Origin of the sequence: Halomonas colorata, from assembly GCF_014897985.1 — a bacterium.
Classification (GTDB): domain Bacteria; phylum Pseudomonadota; class Gammaproteobacteria; order Pseudomonadales; family Halomonadaceae; genus Vreelandella; species Vreelandella colorata.
The window spans coordinates 73,592-92,000 of the sequence record NZ_JABUZA010000011.1; the positions used below are offsets into that span (position 1 = coordinate 73,592).

An 18,409-nucleotide genomic window follows, 5' to 3' on the forward strand; every position below is an offset into this window, starting at 1 on the left:
ATCTTACTCAGGTTGCACCGCAGCAGTAAGACTGTGCTAATTTAGCGGTGCAGTCCGGCGCTTGCTCTACTTTACGTAAACGTTAGCTCCTTTATTGCACTTTCCTGCATTACGGTAACAAACACTAATAATGCCTTAAGCCAACCAGGAAAAATAACATGAAAAAGATCACTCGATTCAGCCTCACCACGCTTGCGGCAAGCATCACGTTCGCAGCGCTCGCCACCACTGCACAAGCCCAAGAACAGTGGACAATGACCTCTACCTGGCCGGATAACCTTGACCTCATCAAAATTGATCAGCACTGGGTAGAACTGGTTAATAAACTCGCCGGCGACGAAGTACAGATCAATTTTCGATCTGGCGGTACGTTAATGCCCGGCACAGAAGTGTTTGATGCCACGGAAACCGGCAGCATCGAAGCCTCCGGTGACTGGCCCGGCTACTGGGCTGGCTTAAACCCCGCGTTCTCTCCACTGGCAACCACCACCAGCCTGTTTAACGGCGTCGACTATCTTAACTGGATTCAGCAGTGGGGTGGCCGTGAACTCTACGAAGAGATTTACGGCCAGTACAACATGATGTACCTGCCCTACGGCATTACTAATAACGAGTCGGGCTTTATGGGACGCACGCCAATCGCGAGCATTGCGGACCTTGAAGGCAAGCGTCTACGTCTCTCAGGCCGTGACCAAGGGCGTGTTCTGGAGCAGCTAGGCGGCTCACAGGTAACACTTGCCGGGGGTGAGGTGTATCAGGCAATCGAGCGTGGCGTGATCGATGCCGGTGAGTTTTCAACCCCAGGCGTGGATTTCAAGGCAGGCTTTGCCGAAGTCGCCGATAACTGGGCAACACCGGGCTGGCACCAATCGGCCAGCGTGTTTGGCGTCATGATCAACATGGATGCCTGGAACGCGCTTTCTGAAGAGACCCAGGAGAAGCTGCGCATTGCCGCTGACGCCACTATGGCTTGGTCGCTGTCCTGGTCTGAGCATGAGTCCAACGCCGCCACCCAGCAATTTATCGATGCAGGGGTAACGATCAACCAGTTTTCTGAAGAGGACTTGGCGCGCATTCAAGACGTCACTAACCAGGTCATCGTACAGGGCGCCTGTGAAAACCCCGATCACGCTAAGGTTTATCACTCTATGATTACGTACCTGCAGGAGTACGCGACGTGGCGTGACGTTTCAGTGCCTTTCAATATGAGCCGCACCATGAACAATCTGCCTTCCCTGGAAGAGATCGAAGCTTGCCTGTAAGGCGCTCATGTTTCGCCCCGGCATTGCCGGGGCGGTTGTTGTGCTGACCGGAGATCTCCCATGAATGCCGTTGCCCAAGCCATTGATGCACTCAATGAAGCGTTTGGACGCCTGATTGCGCCGCTGATTGCCATCATTACTCTGATAGTGCTGTTCGATATTATTTCTCGCTTTGTGTTCGGCCGCCCAAGCGACTGGGCCTTTGATATCACCAAGATGCTGTTTGGCGCGCACTTCATGCTGATGGCGGCCTACGGGCTACGTCACCATGTTCATGTAGAAGTGGATGTTCTTAAGCGTCTGCTATCGCGCAAAAAACAGGCACTGCTTGAGCTAGTGGGCTATGTGGTTTTCTTCGTGCCGTTTATCTGGATGCTGCTCAAGTACGGGTGGCTGTTTTTCGAGCGAGCGTTTAGCCGTGGCGAAACCACCTACGGCATGATGTCGATTCCGGTCTATCCCATTAAGGGCGTGATTGCGCTGGCGGCAGCGCTACTTTTGCTGCAAGCCATCGCCATTGTCCTGCGGACCATAATGCAGTTACGCGAGGAGACGCCGACATGAACCTAAGTCCCGAATTGCTCGCATTAGTCATGTTTGGCGGCCTGCTGGTGGGGCTTTTTATGGGCCACCCGCTTGCGTTTGTGCTGGGCGGGGTAGCGGTCATTGGCGCATTCCTGGGCCCAGGAGAGCGAGTGCTCGGCACGCTGATCAATAATATCTATGGCAATGCCATGGATAACTACGTACTTGTGGCAATACCGCTTTTTGTACTCATGGCCCGCTTTCTCAACGACTCCGGGGTTACCGAGCGAATGTTTGACGCCATGCGTCTACTGCTGGCCAACCTGCGCGGCGGATTAGCCCTAACGGTGGTCATCGTCTCGGTGTTGCTGGCCGCGACGACCGGCATTGTCGGCGCCTCCATTGCCGTGATGGGCATGATCGCGTTAGTGCCGATGCTCAAGTATGGCTATAACAAGGAACTCAGTGCCGGGGTGATCATGGCCAGCGGCTGCCTGGGCATTCTGATTCCGCCGAGCATTATGCTGATCCTGATGGCGAGCTACTCGCCGGTTTCGGTGGGTGCGCTGTTTGCGGGCGCCATGGTGCCTGGATTAATGCTAGGCGTGATGTATGCGCTTTACGTCCTGCTGATCTGCCACTTTAAACCCTCTTACGGCCCGCCCGTGCCTAAAGAGGAGCGCGCTGAAGTTAGCACCAAGCAGCTTTTAATCATGTTGGGCAAATATGTGGTGCCGCCCATGTCGTTGATCCTTGGTGTGCTGGGTGCGCTGTTTACCGGGATTGCCACTGCAACAGAAGCCTCTGCTATTGGTGTTTTCATCGCCTTTATTCTGTTTTTGATCTTTGGCGACAGGCGGCTTTCCACCTGTTTCAGAACGCTGCTTGAAGCGGGAAAAACCACCACCATGGTAATGCTGGTGCTCGTGGGCGCCACCGCGTTTACCGGCGTATTCTCGCGCGGCGGTGGTATGCAGGTGATTCAAGACCTGCTGCTGGCCATGCCCGGCGGCAATACCGGTGCACTTATCATGATGCTGCTATTGGTATTTGTGCTAGGCATGTTCCTCGACTGGACCGGCATCGTACTGCTGAGCTTTCCCATCATGCTGCCGATCATCCAGCAGATGGGTGTCGACCCGCTATGGTTTGTGGTCATGGTAGCCGTGGTGCTGCAGACCTCGTTTCTCACCCCGCCGTTTGGCTATGCGCTTTTCTACCTGAAAGGTGTGGCTCCGCCTGGGGTCGAGATCGTCGATCTGTATAAAGCCGTAGTACCGTTTGTGGCACTTATACTGCTGGCCTGTGTACTGATGTCATTCTTCCCCTGGCTGGTCACGGGCCTGCCCAGCTTGATGATCGGCTACTAACCGGCCAACACGTTCAGCACTCACCTTCTACCGCTACTCCCCCGCTCTTAGGCGGGGGTTTTTATATGGGTTTTTTATATAGATAGAGGGTTAGCTGCAGCCGAAGTGCCCAAGTGATACTATTTGCAGCCGTTACTTTTTCGCATTGACGAGTCAGCGCTGCCAGCCTCGTCCCAGGAGACAACGACGTGCCAATTCCCGCTCGCCGTTCACGATTGGCGCTACTTCCAGACGCTATATCACGCTTTAGGCTGTCGCTCACACCGTGGTCATGTGCGCTGTTCTTGATTGCGCTGACGGTAGCTCTGCCGATTCTGGTCGTCTTGAGCTATATATTCGTGCCCACCGAAGGCGTCTGGCAGCACCTGGCGAGCACCGTGTTGAGCCGCTATCTGTCGAATACCTTTTGGCTCGTGCTCTGGGTAGGGCTGGGTACGTTAATCATTGGCGCCGGTAGCGCCTGGCTGGTGGTGATGTGCCGCTTCCCGGGCAAACGCATCTTTGAGTGGGCGCTTTTATTGCCTTTGGCGGTGCCGACCTATGTCATCGCCTACGCTTACACGGATTTTTTGCAGGTAGCGGGGCCGCTACAGAGTGCGCTGCGCGGGTGGTTTGACTGGCAGTACGGCGATTACTACTTCCCCAACGTGCGCTCGCTAGGCGGCGCCGCGACGCTGATCACGTTTGTGCTGTATCCCTACGTTTATCTGCTTGCCCGCGCCTCTTTTCTTGAGCAATCGGTGTGCGTGCTTGATGTAGGGCGCACGCTAGGCCGTGGGCCCTGGCACCTGTTTGCAAGCGTTGCCCTACCGTTGGCGCGCCCGGCCCTGGTGGGCGGCGTTTCGCTGGTATTGATGGAAACCCTCAACGAGTTTGGCGCGGTGCAGTTTTTTGGCGTGGATACCTTTACTACCGGAATCTATCGCACCTGGTTTGGGCTGGGCGAGCCCGTGGCAGCCGCTCAGCTGGCCGCCTGTTTGCTGACGTTCGTGATTGTGCTGGTGCTGCTGGAGCGCTTCTCGCGGGGTAAGCGGCGCTATTTTCATACCACAAACCGCTACCAGCAGTTGCCTGAGTACCGCCTGCACGGCTGGCGCGCTCTCGGCGCAACGCTTGCCTGCTTGCTGCCTATCGTGATCGGCTTTTTATTGCCGAGCGGTATTTTGCTGAACCTTGCTATTCAGCAGGGCGACGCCCTGCTGGGCACGCGCTTTATCCGCTTTGCTACCAACAGCTTAAGCCTCGCCACGGTAGCGGCGTTGATTGCCGTGGGCCTGGCGGTGCTGTTGAGCTATGGCGTCAGGCTACATAACTCACCCGGTGCCCGGCTATTTACCCGGGTCGCCGCCATGGGCTATGCCATTCCCGGTTCGGTGGTGGCGGTGGGTATCTTGATTCCCTTCGCGTGGCTGGATAGCACGCTGAATACGTGGCTACACGCCCACTACGGAAAAATTATCGGCCTGGTGTTTAGCGGCTCAGCGTTTATTTTAATCTACGCCTACGTCGTGCGCTTTTTGGCCGTGTCGTTTAATGCAGTTGAGGCAAGCCTTGGCAAAGTGACCCCCAATATGGACGCCGCCTCGCGTACCCTGGGCCAAACGGCGGGCGGCACGCTGCGCCGTATTCATACGCCGCTGATGCGCAGCAGCCTGTTGGCCGCCGGAATTCTTGTGTTCGTGGATGTCATGAAGGAGCTACCCGCGACGATTATCTTGCGGCCGTTCAACTTCGATACCTTGGCGGTACGCGCGTATAGCCTGGCGTCCGACGAGCGTCTGGCTGAGGCCTCCACCGCGTCGCTGGCCATTGTGGTGGTCGGCATTTTACCAGTGATTCTGCTTAGCCTGGCCATGCGCCGGGCTCGGCCCGGCAGCCATGCTCAGTAAACCTACTGGGCAGTTCTACCTAAGCTTCATCCTGAAAAACAAACACCTGAGAGTGGTCCAGGTCGATATCAATCGGCTGGCCCTCCTGGGGCAGAAAGACACCGGGCACGCGGGCATGTAGATGCGCTTCCTGGCCATCAGCCCCGTGGGCGCACAAGTGAATCAGGCTGGAACGGCCCAGTAGCTTTGCCATGACGACATGGCTATGTCGGTGGGCATCCGCGGGCAAGTCGCGCTCCTGAAGCCGCAACGCCTCCGGTCGAATCATGATCCGCGCCTTACTGTCTTCGGGCAGCCAGCTGGCATCTATCTCGCCTACCGGGGTCTGCACACGGCCATTATTCACCGTACCGCTGAGTTCATTTACCTCACCAAAAAAGGTCACTACAAACGGGTCGACCGGCGTGCAGTAAAGCTCACGCGGCGTGCCCGTTTGAATAATCCGGCCGTCGCGCATAAGAGCAATTCGGTCAGCCATGAACATGGCTTCTTCCGGGTCGTGGGTCACCAGTAACGTGGCTGACCCAAGCTTCTTCAGCACGTGCAGCGTATCGTCGCGAATGCGGTCACGCAGGCGAGCATCCAGGCTTGAAAAGGGTTCGTCGAGCAGCATCAGCTTGGGTGTTGGCGCCAGCGCCCGGGCCAAGGCAACGCGCTGTTGTTGACCGCCAGACAGCATATGCGGATAGGTATCGATGTAGTCCGCCATTCCCAACTGAGCCAACAGCTCGACCGCGCGTTCACGGCGCTGGCGTGCGGGCATCTGCTTGAGCCCAAAGGTGACGTTTTCAAGCACACTCAAGTGGGGAAAAAGCGCCGAGTCCTGAAACGCCAACCCGACGTTACGCTTTTCCGGCGGCAGGTGGCGCTGACCGGGCGCTGCAATGGCCTGCCCTTCCAGGCTAACGCTTCCTTGCTGAAGAATCTCCAGCCCCGCAGCAATACGTAACAACGTGGTTTTACCGCACCCCGATGGCCCCAGCAGGCAAACGACTTCGCCCGGGGCAATGTCTAACGAGACGCCTTTTACCACCTGGTTTGCCGCAAACGTGTGATGGACTTTGTCTAGCGACAGGGCCATGTGAGTGGTGTTTTCGAGGGATGAAACGGTTACCGCCATAATGTCACCATGCTCTCGTTGAACCAGCGTCTTATTTGACCAGCACATTTGGCGTGCTGCTCGGCAGGCTACGTTGAATATCCTGCCATTGTATTTTTCATTGCCCCGATATGCACGCGGGGTTGCGCGACCACGAACGCCTTGTTCTTATTTTTTATTGATCCTGGCACTTTTTCTTGACCCCGGCATTGCGAAAGGCTTCAATAGCAACAACCTTAATGCAACTTATTATCATAATCATTTAGGATGCTAACCATATGAAAATAACACGCCTTTCAGCGTCTATCGCGGCTATTTTTGCGGGTGCCGCGGTTTCAAGCACGGCACTTGCCGATGCGGTCAACATTTACTCTGCCCGCCACTACGATTCGGATGAAATTCTGTATAAAGCGTTCACCGACGAGACGGGTATTGAAGTGAACGTTCTGGAAGGCGACTCCGACCAGCTGATGGAGCGCATGCAGCGTGAGGGCATTGCCAGCCCTGCGGATGTCATGCTGACTGTGGATGCGGGCCGTTTATGGCGCGCCGAGCAGGATGGCCTGTTCCAAAGCGTTGATTCTGAGGTGCTCAACGAGCGCTTGCCTGAGTCGATGCGCCAGCCTGACGGCTTGTGGTTTGGCTTTAGCCAGCGCGCCAGAGTGATCTTTTATAACCGTGAAAACTTCGACCCCAGCCAGATCGAAAGCTACGAAGATTTAGCGGATTCGCAGTTTGAAGGCAAACTTTGCATTCGCTCCTCTAACAACATCTATAACCAGTCGCTGCTTGCATCAATGATTGAGCACCACGGTGAAGAAGGTGCCGAAGAGTGGGCCCAGGGCGTAGTCAACAACCTGGCGCGCAACCCGGAAGGTGGCGATACCGACCAGATCCTCGGCGTTGCCAGCGGTGAGTGTGACCTGGCCGTTGCCAACCACTACTACTACGTGCGCATGCTGCATTCCGACACCGAATCTGACCGCGAAGCAGCCCGCAAGGTCGGGGTCATTTTCCCCAACCAGGATGATCGTGGCACCCACGTTAACGTTGGCGGCGCGGGCCTGGTTGCCAATGCGCAAAACCCTGAAAACGGCATCAAGTTCCTGGAGTTCTTGTCGTCTGACGGCGCCCAGGAAATTCTCGCCGAGCGTAACTATGAGTTCCCGGTCGTCGACGGCATCAAGAAAGACCCGGTTCTGGAATCATGGGGTGATTTCAAGAAGGATGATTTGAATATCAATGTGCTGGGTGAGAACAACCCCGAAGCCATTCGTATCTTTGACCGCGTGGGCTGGCGCTAAGCCCTCCCCATGCAAACAAAACGGCCCGCCAGTTGGCGGGCCGTTTTCATGTAAGCACTGCTTACTTTTTAGTGCGCTTCATCCCAGTTAACACCGCTTTCGGCTTCGACAATTAACGGCACTCTAAGCTCGGCCGCTCCCTGCATGCGTTTTTGCACCTCGCCAATAAATTTCTCCACTTGGCTCTCTTTCACCTCGAACACCAGTTCATCATGTACCTGCATGACCATCAGCGCATCGAATTCGCCCTCTGCAAGCCAGGCATCCACGTCGATCATGGCCTGCTTGATGATATCCGCTGCTGTGCCCTGCATGGGTGCGTTGATCGCGGTGCGCTCGGCACCCTGGCGGCGGTTGCGATTCTGCGAGTGAATCTCCGGCAGGTACAAACGGCGCCCCAGCACGGTTTCGACGAAGCCATCTTCCGCCGCCTGGCTACGGATTCGGTCCATGTAGCGGGCCACGCCCGGGTAACGGTCAAAGTAGCGTTCGATATAGGTCTGCGCCTGATTGCGCTCGATACGCAGCTGGCGCGCCAAACCCCAGGCGCTCATGCCGTAAATCAGCCCGAAGTTGATCGCCTTGGCGCTGCGCCGCTGATCGCTTGATACTTTATCCAGCGCAGTGCCGAAGACTTCCGCCGCCGTGGCGGTGTGAATGTCGCGGTTCTCGGCAAATGCTTCTAGCAGGCCCTTGTCTTCAGAAAGGTGGGCCATGATACGCAGCTCAATCTGCGAATAGTCGGCGGCGACAATTCGGTAGCCGGGGCGGGCGATAAATGCCTGACGGATCTTGCGCCCCTCTTCGGTACGGATGGGGATGTTCTGAAGGTTGGGGTCAGATGACGACAAGCGCCCTGTCGCCGTGACCGCCTGATGGTAGCTGGTATGTACCCGGCCACTTGCCTTGTTAATCAGGCGCGGCAGCTTGTCGGTGTAGGTGGATTTCAGCTTGGAAAGCCCGCGGTGCTCCATGATGACCTTGGGTAGCGGGTAATCCAGCGCCAGCTCCTCAAGCACCGCCTCCGCCGTTGAGGGCGCGCCTTTCGGGGTTTTCTTGATTACTGGAATCTTCTGCTCATTGAACAGAATTTCGCCTAACTGCTTGGGCGACCCCAGGTTGAACTCGCGCCCGGCCAGCTCGAATGCGTTTTGCTCAAGCTCGCGAATGCGTTTATCAAGCTGCTGGCTCTGCTCGTGCAGGCGCTCGGCATCGATGGCCACGCCGTTGCGCTCGATGCGCGAGATGACCTTGATTAGCGGCAGCTCCAGGCGATCCAGCACCTCTGCAAGACGCCCTTCGCTTTCTACCTGCGGGCGCAGCGTATCGTACAGGCGCAGGGTGATGTCTACGTCTTCACAGGCGTAAGGCACGGCCTGCTCCAGCGCGATCTGGTTGAAGGTCAGCTGCTTGGCGCCTTTACCGGCGATCTCTTCAAACGAGATGGTTTTCTCGCCCAGGTATTTAAGCGCCAGTGAATCCATATCGTGGCGCGTAGCGGTGGAGTTCAGCACGTAAGAGGCCAGCATGGTATCGGCGAGCGGCCCGGCAACGCTAATGTCGTAGTTGGCCAGTACGGAAATATCGTATTTGAGGTTCTGGCCAATCTTGATGATCTTTTGATCTTCGAGCAGCGGCTTGAGTGCTGCCAATACGCTGGTTCTATCCAGCTGAGCGGGCGCATCCAGGTAATCGTGGGCCAGCGGAATATAGGCCGCCTCACCGGCTTCAAGCGCCAGGCCAACCCCCACGATTTCAGCTTCCATGTAATTCAGGCTGGTCGTTTCCAGATCGAAGCAGAACCGCTGGGCGCTTTTTAGCCGCTTAAGCCAGGCGTCAAGATCACTTTGCTCAACGATGACATGGTCCTGACGGCTCTGGCTGCTGGAAGGCATCGCATCGCTGGTTTCCTCGGCGTTGGCTGGCACCGGCTCGCCACCTTTTACGTCATCAACGCCTTCGTCTTTACCCTCCAGGAGTTCGGCCAGCCACTGCTTGAATTCCAGCTCTTGATAAAGCGCCACCAGCTGCTCACGATCCGGATGGGCGATGTCCAGATCATCGAGGCCAACCGGCAAATCACAGTCAACTTTGATCGTGGCTAGCTGATAGGAGAGATAGGCCTGTTCACGATGCTCTTCAAGCTTTTTGGACAGCGTCTTGGCACCGCGAAACGACAGCGTCTTAACCCGGTCAAGATCGCTATAAATGGCGTCCAGCCCGCCGCCCATTCCCTGCAACAGACCAAGCGCGGTTTTTTCGCCCACACCCGGCACGCCGGGGATGTTATCCACCTTGTCACCCATCAGGGCGAGGAAATCGATAATCAGTGAAGGCGGCAAACCAAACTTGCCTTCCACGCCGGCTTCATCCAGCGTTTCATCCTTCATGGTATTCACCAGCGTAATATGCGCGTTAACCAGCTGCGCCATATCTTTATCGCCGGTCGAGATCACCGCATCCCGCCCGGCTTGCGTCGCGTGGTGGGCCAGTGTGCCAATCACATCATCCGCTTCAACGCCCTCGATGCATAAAAGCGGCAAGCCTAGGGCTTTTACGCAGGCATGCAGCGCGCTTACCTGGCTGCGTAAATCGTCAGGCATCGGCGGGCGATGCGACTTGTAGTCTTCAAAGAGCTCATCGCGAAAGGTTTTGCCCGGCGCATCAAACACCACCGCCATGGGGCTTTGCGGATAATCCTTGATCAACCGCTTGAGCATGTTGAGCACGCCCTTCACAGCCCCCGTCGGCTGCCCTTTGGTGTTTGTTAACGGCGGCAACGCGTGGAAGGCACGATACAAGTACGAGGAACCATCGACGAGCACGATCGGAGCACGGGCCATAACCAATATCCATTGCAAAAAAAGTATAGCTTCATGATACGCGCTAAGCGCTGCGGGCTGAAACAAACCGTCCAGACAAATCAGCTTAAGCGTTTAACAACGCTGCCAACTCAGCCAGCAAGCCGCTACAATAATGGGCTTAGCAACCTGGGCGAGACCTTAATGGCTGTATTTACTCCGCTTAGCGACGCACAGGTCGCTGCGTTTTTAGACAAATTCGATGTTGGCAGCTTTGTTTCTCTGCAAGGAGTGGCGGGCGGCACGGAAAACTCGACCTTTTTTGTTACTACTGAACGCCGCGAACTGGTGCTAACCCTGTTTGAACAAGGTGAACACGAGGAGCTTCCGTTCTTCGTGGAGCTACTTGATTATCTGGACGAGCACCGCCTGCCGGTGCCAGGCCCGGTTCATGACCGCGACGGCATCGCACTGCATAGTCTGGCGGGTAAACCGGCTCTACTGTTTCCGCGCATGCCGGGCCGGCATCCCGATGCCCCCAATCTGACCCAGTGCGAGGCATTGGGCGATACACTCGGGCGCATGCACGTGGTATCCCAGCACTTTTCCGGTCATCGCCCGAACCCCCGCGATTTGCACTGGCTCCAGGCCATGCACCACAAGGTGCTGGCCTACTTAAGCCCGGATGACCAGACCTTGATGAAAAACGAAGTCGAGGACTTCGAAAGCGCTTTTAGCCAGTACGACAAGTTGCCCCAAGGCGCGATCCATGGCGACCTGTTTCGCGATAACACCCTGTTCGACGGTGATCACCTGGGCGGCATTATCGATTTTTACAACGGCTGCACGGGGGATTTCCTGTTTGACCTGGCCATTGTGATCAACGACTGGGCCTCTAACGAAGACGGCACGCTCAATGCCGAGCGCTATAACGCCGTGTTGAGCGCCTATCAGGCACGTCGCCCGCTAACACCGGATGAGCGCGACGTATGGCCGATAATGCTGCGCATGACCGCGCTACGCTATTGGCTGTCGCGCTTGTTGGTGGTCTATGTCGACCCACCCGCTCATGACTTGACGCCCCACGACCCTGAGCGTTTTCATACCATTTTAAACGCGCGCATTGCGTATGGCGCCTTACCACTGCCTGAGGCTGATTTATGAGTGCAACGCAGACGAACGGATCGGCACTAAGTGCCCGCCGCACATGGAATATTGATCAGTGGGGCAGCGGCTACTTTGATGTCGACGACCACGGCCAAGCGCTGGTACGTCCCTTAGGCACCGATGCTGAAGGCCCTGCTCTACCCTTGCGTGAGCTGGTGTGCCAATTGCAGGATGCAGGTCTGCGTTTGCCGGTACTCGTGCGTTTTAGCGACATTCTTCATGACCGGGTAGAACAGCTGTGCGGCGCCTTTGACGCGGCCATGAGCGATATTGACTACCAGGGCGGCTATACCGCGGTTTATCCGATCAAGGTCAATCAGCAGCGCCGCGTGGTGGAAGAGATTCTGGCAACCTCCGAGCGTGGCAATGGCCGAGTAGGCCTTGAAGCAGGCAGCAAGCCCGAGCTTTTGGCCGTTCTTGCCCTGTCGGACGGCGGCTCTTCGCTGATTGTGTGTAACGGCTATAAAGATCGCGAGTACGTACGCCTTGCCCTGCTGGGCGAAAAACTCGGCCATCGCGTTTATCTGGTGGTGGAAAAGCTTTCAGAGCTTGAGCTGATCATGGATGAGGCTCGGGAGCTTGATGTTACGCCCCGCATTGGCCTGCGCGCCCGCCTTGCCTCGGTAGGCAAGGGCAAGTGGCAAAACACCGGCGGTGAGAAATCCAAGTTCGGCCTGACCGCCAGCCAGATTCTTGAGGTAGTCGAAACGCTGCGTGCCCAGGACGCGCTGACGAGCCTTCAGTTGGTCCACTTTCACCTGGGCTCGCAGATCGCCAATATTCGCGACATTCAGCGCGGCCTGCGTGAGTGCGCACGCTTTTATGAAAACCTCATCACTCTTGGCGCGCCCATTGATACGGTCGATGTGGGCGGTGGCCTGGGCATCGACTACGAAGGCACTCGCTCGCGTAGCTACTGTTCGGCCAACTACTCCATGCGCGAGTACGCCCGCAATGTAGTCAGTGCCTTCGCCCAGCTGTGCGAAGAAGCCGACCTGCCTCAGCCGCACTTAATCAGCGAGTCAGGGCGGGCCTTAACTGCGCATCACGCGGTGTTGATTACCAACGTGATTGGCGAGGAGCGTATCGACGATACGCCCCCTGAAAAATCGCCGCAAGACGATATACAGGTCGATGCCCTATGGCGCGTATTTGACCAGCTTGCCACGCCTCAGGAACCGCGCATGCTGGTGGAAGCGTGGCACGATTTGCTACAAGCAGTTAGTGAGCTTCAAGATCGTTTTGTTCTGGGGTTAAGCGATATCAACGCCCGTGCTGAAGGCGAGCGGGTTTATCTAGCGGCGTGTGCCCGCCTACGCAGCCTGCTCGATACCCGCAACCGTGCCCATCGTGAAATCATGGACGAACTGGCGGAGAAGCTTGCCGACAAGCTGTTCGTTAATTTCTCACTTTTCCAGTCGGTGCCTGACGTATGGGGCATTGAGCAGATTTTTCCCGTGCTCCCCTTGAGCGGGTTAAACCAGCCACCGACTCGTCGAGCGGTTATTCAGGATATTACCTGCGACTCTGACGGGCGAATTGACAGCTACGTAGATGGCCAGGGCGTGGAAAGCACGCTGCCGCTGCCTGAGTGGCCTTCAGAAGATGAGCGCTGGCTAGGCTTTTTCCTGGTCGGCGCTTATCAGGAAATTCTTGGCGACTTACATAACCTTTTCGGCGATACCGACTCGGTAGATGCCGCCTTGAACGAAAACGGCGAATGGGTGCTTTCCAACCCGCTTGCTGGTGATACCGTGGCGGACGTACTGGCTTACGTTAACTTTGATGCAGAGGTGTTAAAACGCAAGCTGACCGAGCAAATAGCGCAGAGCGGTTTTTCCGATCAGGAGCGTGAAAGCTTTGCGGCCAGCCTGAGCGAAGGGCTGGAAGGCTATACCTATTTAGAGTAGCGCCTTTAGAGTAACGCCTTGAAGTAAATACCTGCGGCATAAAAAAACGCCCCTTGGGATCAACCTTGGGGCGTTTTTTAATAGCAAAACGTTAGCTTACTCAACTACCGACGTATTAATTTCCAAGCCACCAGTCAGGGTCAAGCGTAATGATATACCGCGAGATAGTTCACCAACGCCTGCTGGGGTACCGGTTAAAATCACATCGCCAGGCTCTAGGGTAAAGTGACGACTCATTTCTGCGACCAGTGACGGGATCGCAAAAATCATATCCGAACCTTCGCCGTGCTGGCGCTCTTCGCCATCGATTTCCAGCGTAAAGGTGAGCGCGTTCCAGTTGGGCACACGGCTAAGCGGTAAGAATTGAGATAGCGGACATGAACCATCGAAACCCTTGGCAATTTCCCAAGGATGACCTTTTTCTTTCAACTGCGCTTGTACATCACGCAGGGTTAAATCCAGAGCAAGCCCGATCCCCACAATCGCACGTTCTGCTTCATCAGGCGTTGCATGAGTAATGGTTTCACCCACTAGCAGCGCAAGCTCAGCTTCGTAATGCACATCACCACGCGAAAAAGGCGGGTTAAGCGGCTGCGTAATATCAACAACGCTGGTGGCTGGCTTGATAAATATCAGCGGCTCGCTAGGCACCGGGTTGTTGAGTTCTTTAGCATGGTCAGCGTAGTTGCGGCCAACACACACGACTTTGCCCAACGCATGGGAAAATGCCTGACCATCGGTAAATTGTGGAACAAGACGCATGGGGGGTATTCTCCTTCTCATTATACGTGCCGCGTTCTTAACGACAGACGCAACAGTCTACCCTACCTATGTGCATGTTCCACAACCTAATACGCGATTGTCGCTAGTCGGAAAATCACTTAGCTAATGACTGACTGTCATCAGGCGCATGAGCAAGAAAATCCGGGCGATGCTTGGGTGCCGCATACGGCTCACGGCAACGATTATCCGGGCGGTTAAATACAAAGAATACGTTGCTACGCGGATCTGGCGACAGGTTGGCATTGGACGCATGCAGCGTATTGCAGTCAAACAGCAGCAGTCCGCCCGCTTTTCCCTTGGGCGCTTCAATGCCGTGCTCGGCCACCAGCTCAGTCAGCGCTTCAGGGCTTGGCACACCCACCTCCTGCGCTTTTAACGAACTCTTATGGTTATCCTCAGGCGTTTCCCCCAGGCACGGCACAAACTTCTTGTGTGAGCCGGGAATCAGCATCAGCGGACCATTGAATTCGTGATTGTCGGTCAGAATTAACGAGGCGCTGACTGCGTGCATACCCGGCATACCGTCTTCCGCGTGCCAAGTTTCAAAGTCTGAGTGCCAGTTGAACCCCTTACCGGCAAACCCAGGCTTATAGTTTATGCGTGACTGATGCACGTACGGATCATCACCGATGATCTGCCGCGCTGCACCGGCCACACGCTCGTCGCTTGCCAAGGCACCTAAGCGTTCTGATAACTTATGTACCGCAAACAGCGAGCGGATTTCATTACTTTCAGGCTCGGTAATACTGAAATCCTGATGACGGTATGCATCAGTGCTCATTAACGCCTGCATCTCATCGCATAGCTCATCAAGCTCATCGCCACTAATAAGATGAGGGATAAAAAGAAACCCCTTACGCTCAAACTCTTCCAACTGCGCTTTACTAAGCGGACCGGACAGATGCCGCCCTTTTATTACCGCATCCTGGCGAGGCTGCCACAATGCCTGGGGCGACTCGGCCAAGCGCGAAGGATAAACATCCTGCGCCATTGAAGGATTAGAAGATGGTACATCCGCTAGCTCACTATATTGCTTATGAGCCATTACATTATGGAAAGATAGATTGCTGACTGTCATCTAATCCACTCCTTGTATGATTAAATTTCAGATCAATGTCATGCCATAACTAAGGTAGCCAACCTATACATGACTGCAACCTTTTATCCGGCTTTTATAACGTGCGTTATGAGATTCGTCTTAATTTTTTATGAGTAGAAAGCCACTCTCATTATTTGGGCAACCTTATCAAAATACTGGCCAAGCATTACGCCGCCTGCCGCTTTAAGCGGCAATCCCTGGCAGCCTTTGAACACTAGGCAATAGTCTTATAACGTTTCAGCCTTAATTCTTAGATCACTAGGGGGCACCAACCACTATCTACTAGCCCACGAATCACCCAGCATTTTTAAAAAAACAAACATAGGTTAACTTTTAACAAGAATATTAGAAAAACTGTACGCAAAAAAGCATGAGCTTTACAAAACAGCTCACGCGAAAATCTATCGCATCGGGCAGAGGCATCAATAATTCGACACTTTTAATTCAGCAGGCCTATCACTCACTTTAATTAGTAAAAATAGGTATCCTTCAATTCATGAAAACTATATATATTGCATTTCAAATCATTAAAATTCACAGTTTAAATAATTAACGCAACGAAACATTAAGCTCACTGACAAACCTATTAGCGATCACTTGACAACCATCGACAATGAATTTAAATAATTCAATCAAGACGAATATGTCCATAAATAAAATCGCTATCAAAGCCTGTTATCTTAGCCATCTCATCAGGCTTTAGAAGCTTGATACTGCTTCGCGTCTTACGAATAAACTTCTTCTGTTCTAAAGCAGTCATACATCGGCTTACGTGAACACTGGTTATACCCAACAGTTCACCCACCACATCTTGGGTAACAGGGAATGAGTAAATATTTGTATGCAGCAATCCTTTAAAACAAAATCGCGTATAAATTTCCAATAAAAAATGGGCGACACGCTCCTCAGAACGGTGATGTGTGCAGCTTCTCAGGCGCTCAATGGTGATATTATCGTTGACCATAATATAGGACATAACGGCCTTTCTAATATCCATGTCTGTTTTAAAAAGCTTATGAATACTTTCAACCGGCACTCTTTCTAGCTTGCAATTAGTAAGCGCTAAAATGGTGATTTCATGGCTTTCAAAGAAACTTTCTCTAACCCCAATAATATCACCAGGCATAAACACGTTACATATATCCTGGCCTCGTTTATCATTGAAATGACATAGGCTAGCCCATCCTGCTTTAACAACGAATACGTCCGCACGATCATCACATAAAGAGAACATCTTCTGATTTCTCTTTAGTTCAACTATCTTTCTAGGTATTTCATACAAACTGTTTAATGACTCTTGGCCTAATTCTCCATATAGGCCCAGCACATTTTCCAAAGTTATATCGAAACCTTTAGTTTCGAAGTCATTAAAAAAGTTACTAAAGCTTTTCTTATCCATAAGCTTATAGTTTCCAGCGATTACCTGTTCCATTTCTACACTCCTTTGTAGTTAGACACAAGCTATACATAATAATCTTAAAGTAAAGTCGTAATACAACCAAAAGAGATTAGGGGCGAGAAAAATATAGTCAACGCCGAAAATATAAACAAGGACTATTTGCCTCATCAATCTGATTAAGAGTACAGCTCTAACGTGTTATCGATGGAGAATTTTAACAATTATTAAATTTTAAAATGATTCCTTCTAAAACCTCACTTTACTTACCTGACGGTTTTTTTGTGAAGTATCGCATCTGATAAAAAGCGTTACATTTATAAACACAATGAAAACGCTATGTCCTTTAAAAACCGCATAAACCTCACTTTAAAACCTGTTAAAAATTAAACTCAGCCAGTGCTTAAGGAACTTTTAAAAATTACATATATCAAGGATGTTACTGGATAGTTATCTTACACTTAATCTGAAGCATCAGGAGTAGGCTTTCTAATTCAAGGAGAGAATGATGAAACGTAATATCTTTGTTATTGCTTTAGAAGATAAACAGCGTCGCGCGATGGAAACGCTAAGAGAAGCTAAAGCTTTGGATATTCATGAGCTACTTAGTGTTAATACAGCAGTTGAGGCTGAAAGTCTGTCGTTTAATCAGCTTTTAAATGTGGCGAAGGCTCAATTAGAGAATTTCGCTGGCACTGTCGATGGCATCATCGCTCAGTGGGACTTTCCAACTAGCGTATTAGTCCCCTTACTTTGTCAGCAATATGATATCCCTTCGCCGTCTATTACCAGCGTTTTAACCTGTGAGCATAAACTCTGGAGCCGTATTGAGCAGCAGAAGGTTATTCCTGACGTCGTACCTGACTTCTGCGGCGTAGATCCCTTCAAAGAGAACCCGATTGATCAGGTCACCCTTGATTTTCCTTTCTGGATAAAGCCGGTAAAAGCATTCTCGTCTCATTTGGGCTTCAAAGTAGAGAACCAAGCGCAATTTGATCAGGCTATTGAGGAAATTCGTCAGGGTATTCGCCAGCTTGGCGACCCGTTCAATGAAGCGCTTGAGTACGCCGACTTACCGGAAGAGATCAAAGAACTGGATGGTAATTCCTGCATTGTTGAAGAGATCATAAAAGGGGTACAGGCGGCTCCTGAGGGCACGGTTTTTCAGGGCGAATTCAATGTGCATGGAATTATTTCACAGCCCAGAGCTGATGACTCATTAACCCTTTATGACCGCCTGGAATACCCCAGCAATCTACCCGAGCATGTACACCATAAAATGGTGGAAGCCGCTAAAACGTTTCTTACCCATATTGGCTACGATAATGGCTGCTTTAATGCTGAATTCATGTGGGACGAAGCAACTGACAAACTTTGGCTGATAGAAGTCAATACGCGTATTTCACAGTCACATAGCGAGATATTCGTTCTGGTGGATGGCATGTCCAACCATGAGGTGGCGATCGACATCGCCTTGGGTCAGCGCCCTTCTTTATTAAGCCGCCAGGGCGTGGCACCTGTGGCGGCAAAATGCTTTATCCCTTACGCCCATGAAGATGGCATCGTTACGCGGGTGCCTAGCCAAGAAAACATCCAGGCACTGCAACAGCAACTACCTCATACCGACGTATGCCTGGACGTTTCCCCAGGTCAGCGCCTTAGCGATTTGCTTCATCAGGATAGTTTTTGCTATCGGTTAGGTACGCTGTATATCACCGGTAACAACCATGAGGAGATCGAGGAACGCTATAAATTCTGTTTAGACTTTTTAGATTTTGAAATCGAAAAAGTGGATCTTTGAAGG

General features: G+C 53.1%; 13 protein-coding genes. 8 read left to right on the forward strand and 5 right to left on the reverse strand.

The features are described from left to right. The first annotated feature begins 158 nt into the window (after window positions 1-158). The 4 genes from dctP to INT33_RS08125 all read left to right on the forward strand — a co-directional run bounded on the left by dctP (window position 159) and on the right by INT33_RS08125 (window position 5,046). Window positions 159-1,262, forward strand: coding sequence for a TRAP transporter substrate-binding protein DctP (gene dctP / locus INT33_RS08110; RefSeq protein ID WP_192537723.1), 1,104 nt, complete (start codon window positions 159-161; stop codon window positions 1,260-1,262). 60 nt (window positions 1,263-1,322) lie between these two features. Beyond that, window positions 1,323-1,826, forward strand: a complete 504-nt coding sequence (locus INT33_RS08115; protein WP_192537724.1) for a TRAP transporter small permease subunit — start codon at window positions 1,323-1,325, stop codon at window positions 1,824-1,826. Beyond that, the gene (locus INT33_RS08120; RefSeq protein WP_192537725.1) at window positions 1,823-3,157 is read left to right on the forward strand and encodes a TRAP transporter large permease; all 1,335 of its coding nucleotides are present in this window, start codon (window positions 1,823-1,825) and stop codon (window positions 3,155-3,157) included. Before INT33_RS08115 ends, INT33_RS08120 begins: the two co-directional genes overlap by 4 nt. 188 nt (window positions 3,158-3,345) lie before the next feature. Continuing rightward, window positions 3,346-5,046, forward strand: a complete 1,701-nt coding sequence (locus INT33_RS08125; protein ID WP_193091588.1) for an ABC transporter permease — start codon at window positions 3,346-3,348, stop codon at window positions 5,044-5,046. 19 nt (window positions 5,047-5,065) lie between these two features. Here the strand turns inward: INT33_RS08125 and INT33_RS08130 are convergent, their stop codons facing one another. After that, window positions 5,066-6,166: an ABC transporter ATP-binding protein gene (locus tag INT33_RS08130; protein WP_192537727.1), complete on the reverse strand. Its 1,101-nt coding sequence runs from the start codon at window positions 6,164-6,166 to the stop codon at window positions 5,066-5,068. Between the two features lie 257 nt (window positions 6,167-6,423). On the opposite strand from INT33_RS08130, the gene INT33_RS08135 reads away from it, so the two are divergent. Then, on the forward strand, window positions 6,424-7,449 hold the full coding sequence (locus INT33_RS08135; RefSeq protein WP_192537728.1) for a Fe(3+) ABC transporter substrate-binding protein: 1,026 nt from the start codon (window positions 6,424-6,426) through the stop codon (window positions 7,447-7,449). 68 nt (window positions 7,450-7,517) lie between these two features. Here the strand turns inward: INT33_RS08135 and polA are convergent, their stop codons facing one another. Next, entirely contained in the window at window positions 7,518-10,292 is a 2,775-nt protein-coding gene (gene polA / locus INT33_RS08140) for a DNA polymerase I (RefSeq protein WP_193091589.1), read from the reverse strand. Window positions 10,293-10,454: 162 nt separating this feature from the next. Here polA and INT33_RS08145 point away from each other — a divergent pair, with 162 nt between their 5' ends. Then, entirely contained in the window at window positions 10,455-11,414 is a 960-nt protein-coding gene (locus INT33_RS08145; RefSeq protein WP_193091590.1) for a homoserine kinase, read from the forward strand. Continuing rightward, complete coding sequence (speA, locus tag INT33_RS08150) at window positions 11,411-13,327, forward strand: biosynthetic arginine decarboxylase (RefSeq protein WP_193091591.1); 1,917 nt, start codon at window positions 11,411-11,413, stop codon at window positions 13,325-13,327. Before INT33_RS08145 ends, speA begins: the two co-directional genes overlap by 4 nt. A 96-nt stretch (window positions 13,328-13,423) precedes the next feature. Here speA and INT33_RS08155 read toward each other — a convergent pair whose 3' ends face one another. The 3 genes from INT33_RS08155 to INT33_RS08165 form a co-directional block, all read right to left on the reverse strand. Next, window positions 13,424-14,089: a fumarylacetoacetate hydrolase family protein gene (locus INT33_RS08155; protein ID WP_192537734.1), complete on the reverse strand. Its 666-nt coding sequence runs from the start codon at window positions 14,087-14,089 to the stop codon at window positions 13,424-13,426. 115 nt (window positions 14,090-14,204) lie between these two features. Beyond that, a complete protein-coding gene (gene thpD, locus INT33_RS08160; RefSeq protein ID WP_192537735.1) occupies window positions 14,205-15,188 on the reverse strand; it encodes an ectoine hydroxylase in 984 nt (327 codons plus the stop codon). Window positions 15,189-15,837: 649 nt separating this feature from the next. After that, the gene (locus INT33_RS08165) at window positions 15,838-16,641 is read right to left on the reverse strand and encodes a Crp/Fnr family transcriptional regulator (protein WP_193091592.1); all 804 of its coding nucleotides are present in this window, start codon (window positions 16,639-16,641) and stop codon (window positions 15,838-15,840) included. A gap of 472 nt (window positions 16,642-17,113) precedes the next feature. Between INT33_RS08165 and INT33_RS08170 the strand changes: the two genes are divergently transcribed. After that, window positions 17,114-18,406 (forward strand): ATP-grasp domain-containing protein, encoded by a 1,293-nt coding sequence (locus INT33_RS08170; RefSeq protein ID WP_192537737.1) that lies wholly within the window; start codon window positions 17,114-17,116, stop codon window positions 18,404-18,406. The last annotated feature ends 3 nt before the right edge of the window (window positions 18,407-18,409 follow it).

Excerpts from the sequence above, each read along its gene's own strand:
- dctP (WP_192537723.1), top strand. The coding sequence starts at position 159 with ATGAAAAAGATCACTCGATTCAGCCTCACCACGCTTGCGGCAAGCATC.
- INT33_RS08115 (WP_192537724.1), top strand. The coding sequence starts at position 1,323 with ATGAATGCCGTTGCCCAAGCCATTGATGCACTCAATGAAGCGTTTGGA.
- INT33_RS08120 (WP_192537725.1), top strand. The coding sequence starts at position 1,823 with ATGAACCTAAGTCCCGAATTGCTCGCATTAGTCATGTTTGGCGGCCTG.
- INT33_RS08130 (WP_192537727.1), bottom strand. The coding sequence starts at position 6,166 with ATGGCGGTAACCGTTTCATCCCTCGAAAACACCACTCACATGGCCCTG.
- INT33_RS08135 (WP_192537728.1), top strand. The coding sequence starts at position 6,424 with ATGAAAATAACACGCCTTTCAGCGTCTATCGCGGCTATTTTTGCGGGT.
- polA (WP_193091589.1), bottom strand. The coding sequence starts at position 10,292 with ATGGCCCGTGCTCCGATCGTGCTCGTCGATGGTTCCTCGTACTTGTAT.
- INT33_RS08145 (WP_193091590.1), top strand. The coding sequence starts at position 10,455 with ATGGCTGTATTTACTCCGCTTAGCGACGCACAGGTCGCTGCGTTTTTA.
- speA (WP_193091591.1), top strand. The coding sequence starts at position 11,411 with ATGAGTGCAACGCAGACGAACGGATCGGCACTAAGTGCCCGCCGCACA.
- INT33_RS08155 (WP_192537734.1), bottom strand. The coding sequence starts at position 14,089 with ATGCGTCTTGTTCCACAATTTACCGATGGTCAGGCATTTTCCCATGCG.
- thpD (WP_192537735.1), bottom strand. The coding sequence starts at position 15,188 with ATGACAGTCAGCAATCTATCTTTCCATAATGTAATGGCTCATAAGCAA.
- INT33_RS08165 (WP_193091592.1), bottom strand. The coding sequence starts at position 16,641 with ATGGAACAGGTAATCGCTGGAAACTATAAGCTTATGGATAAGAAAAGC.
- INT33_RS08170 (WP_192537737.1), top strand. The coding sequence starts at position 17,114 with ATGAAACGTAATATCTTTGTTATTGCTTTAGAAGATAAACAGCGTCGC.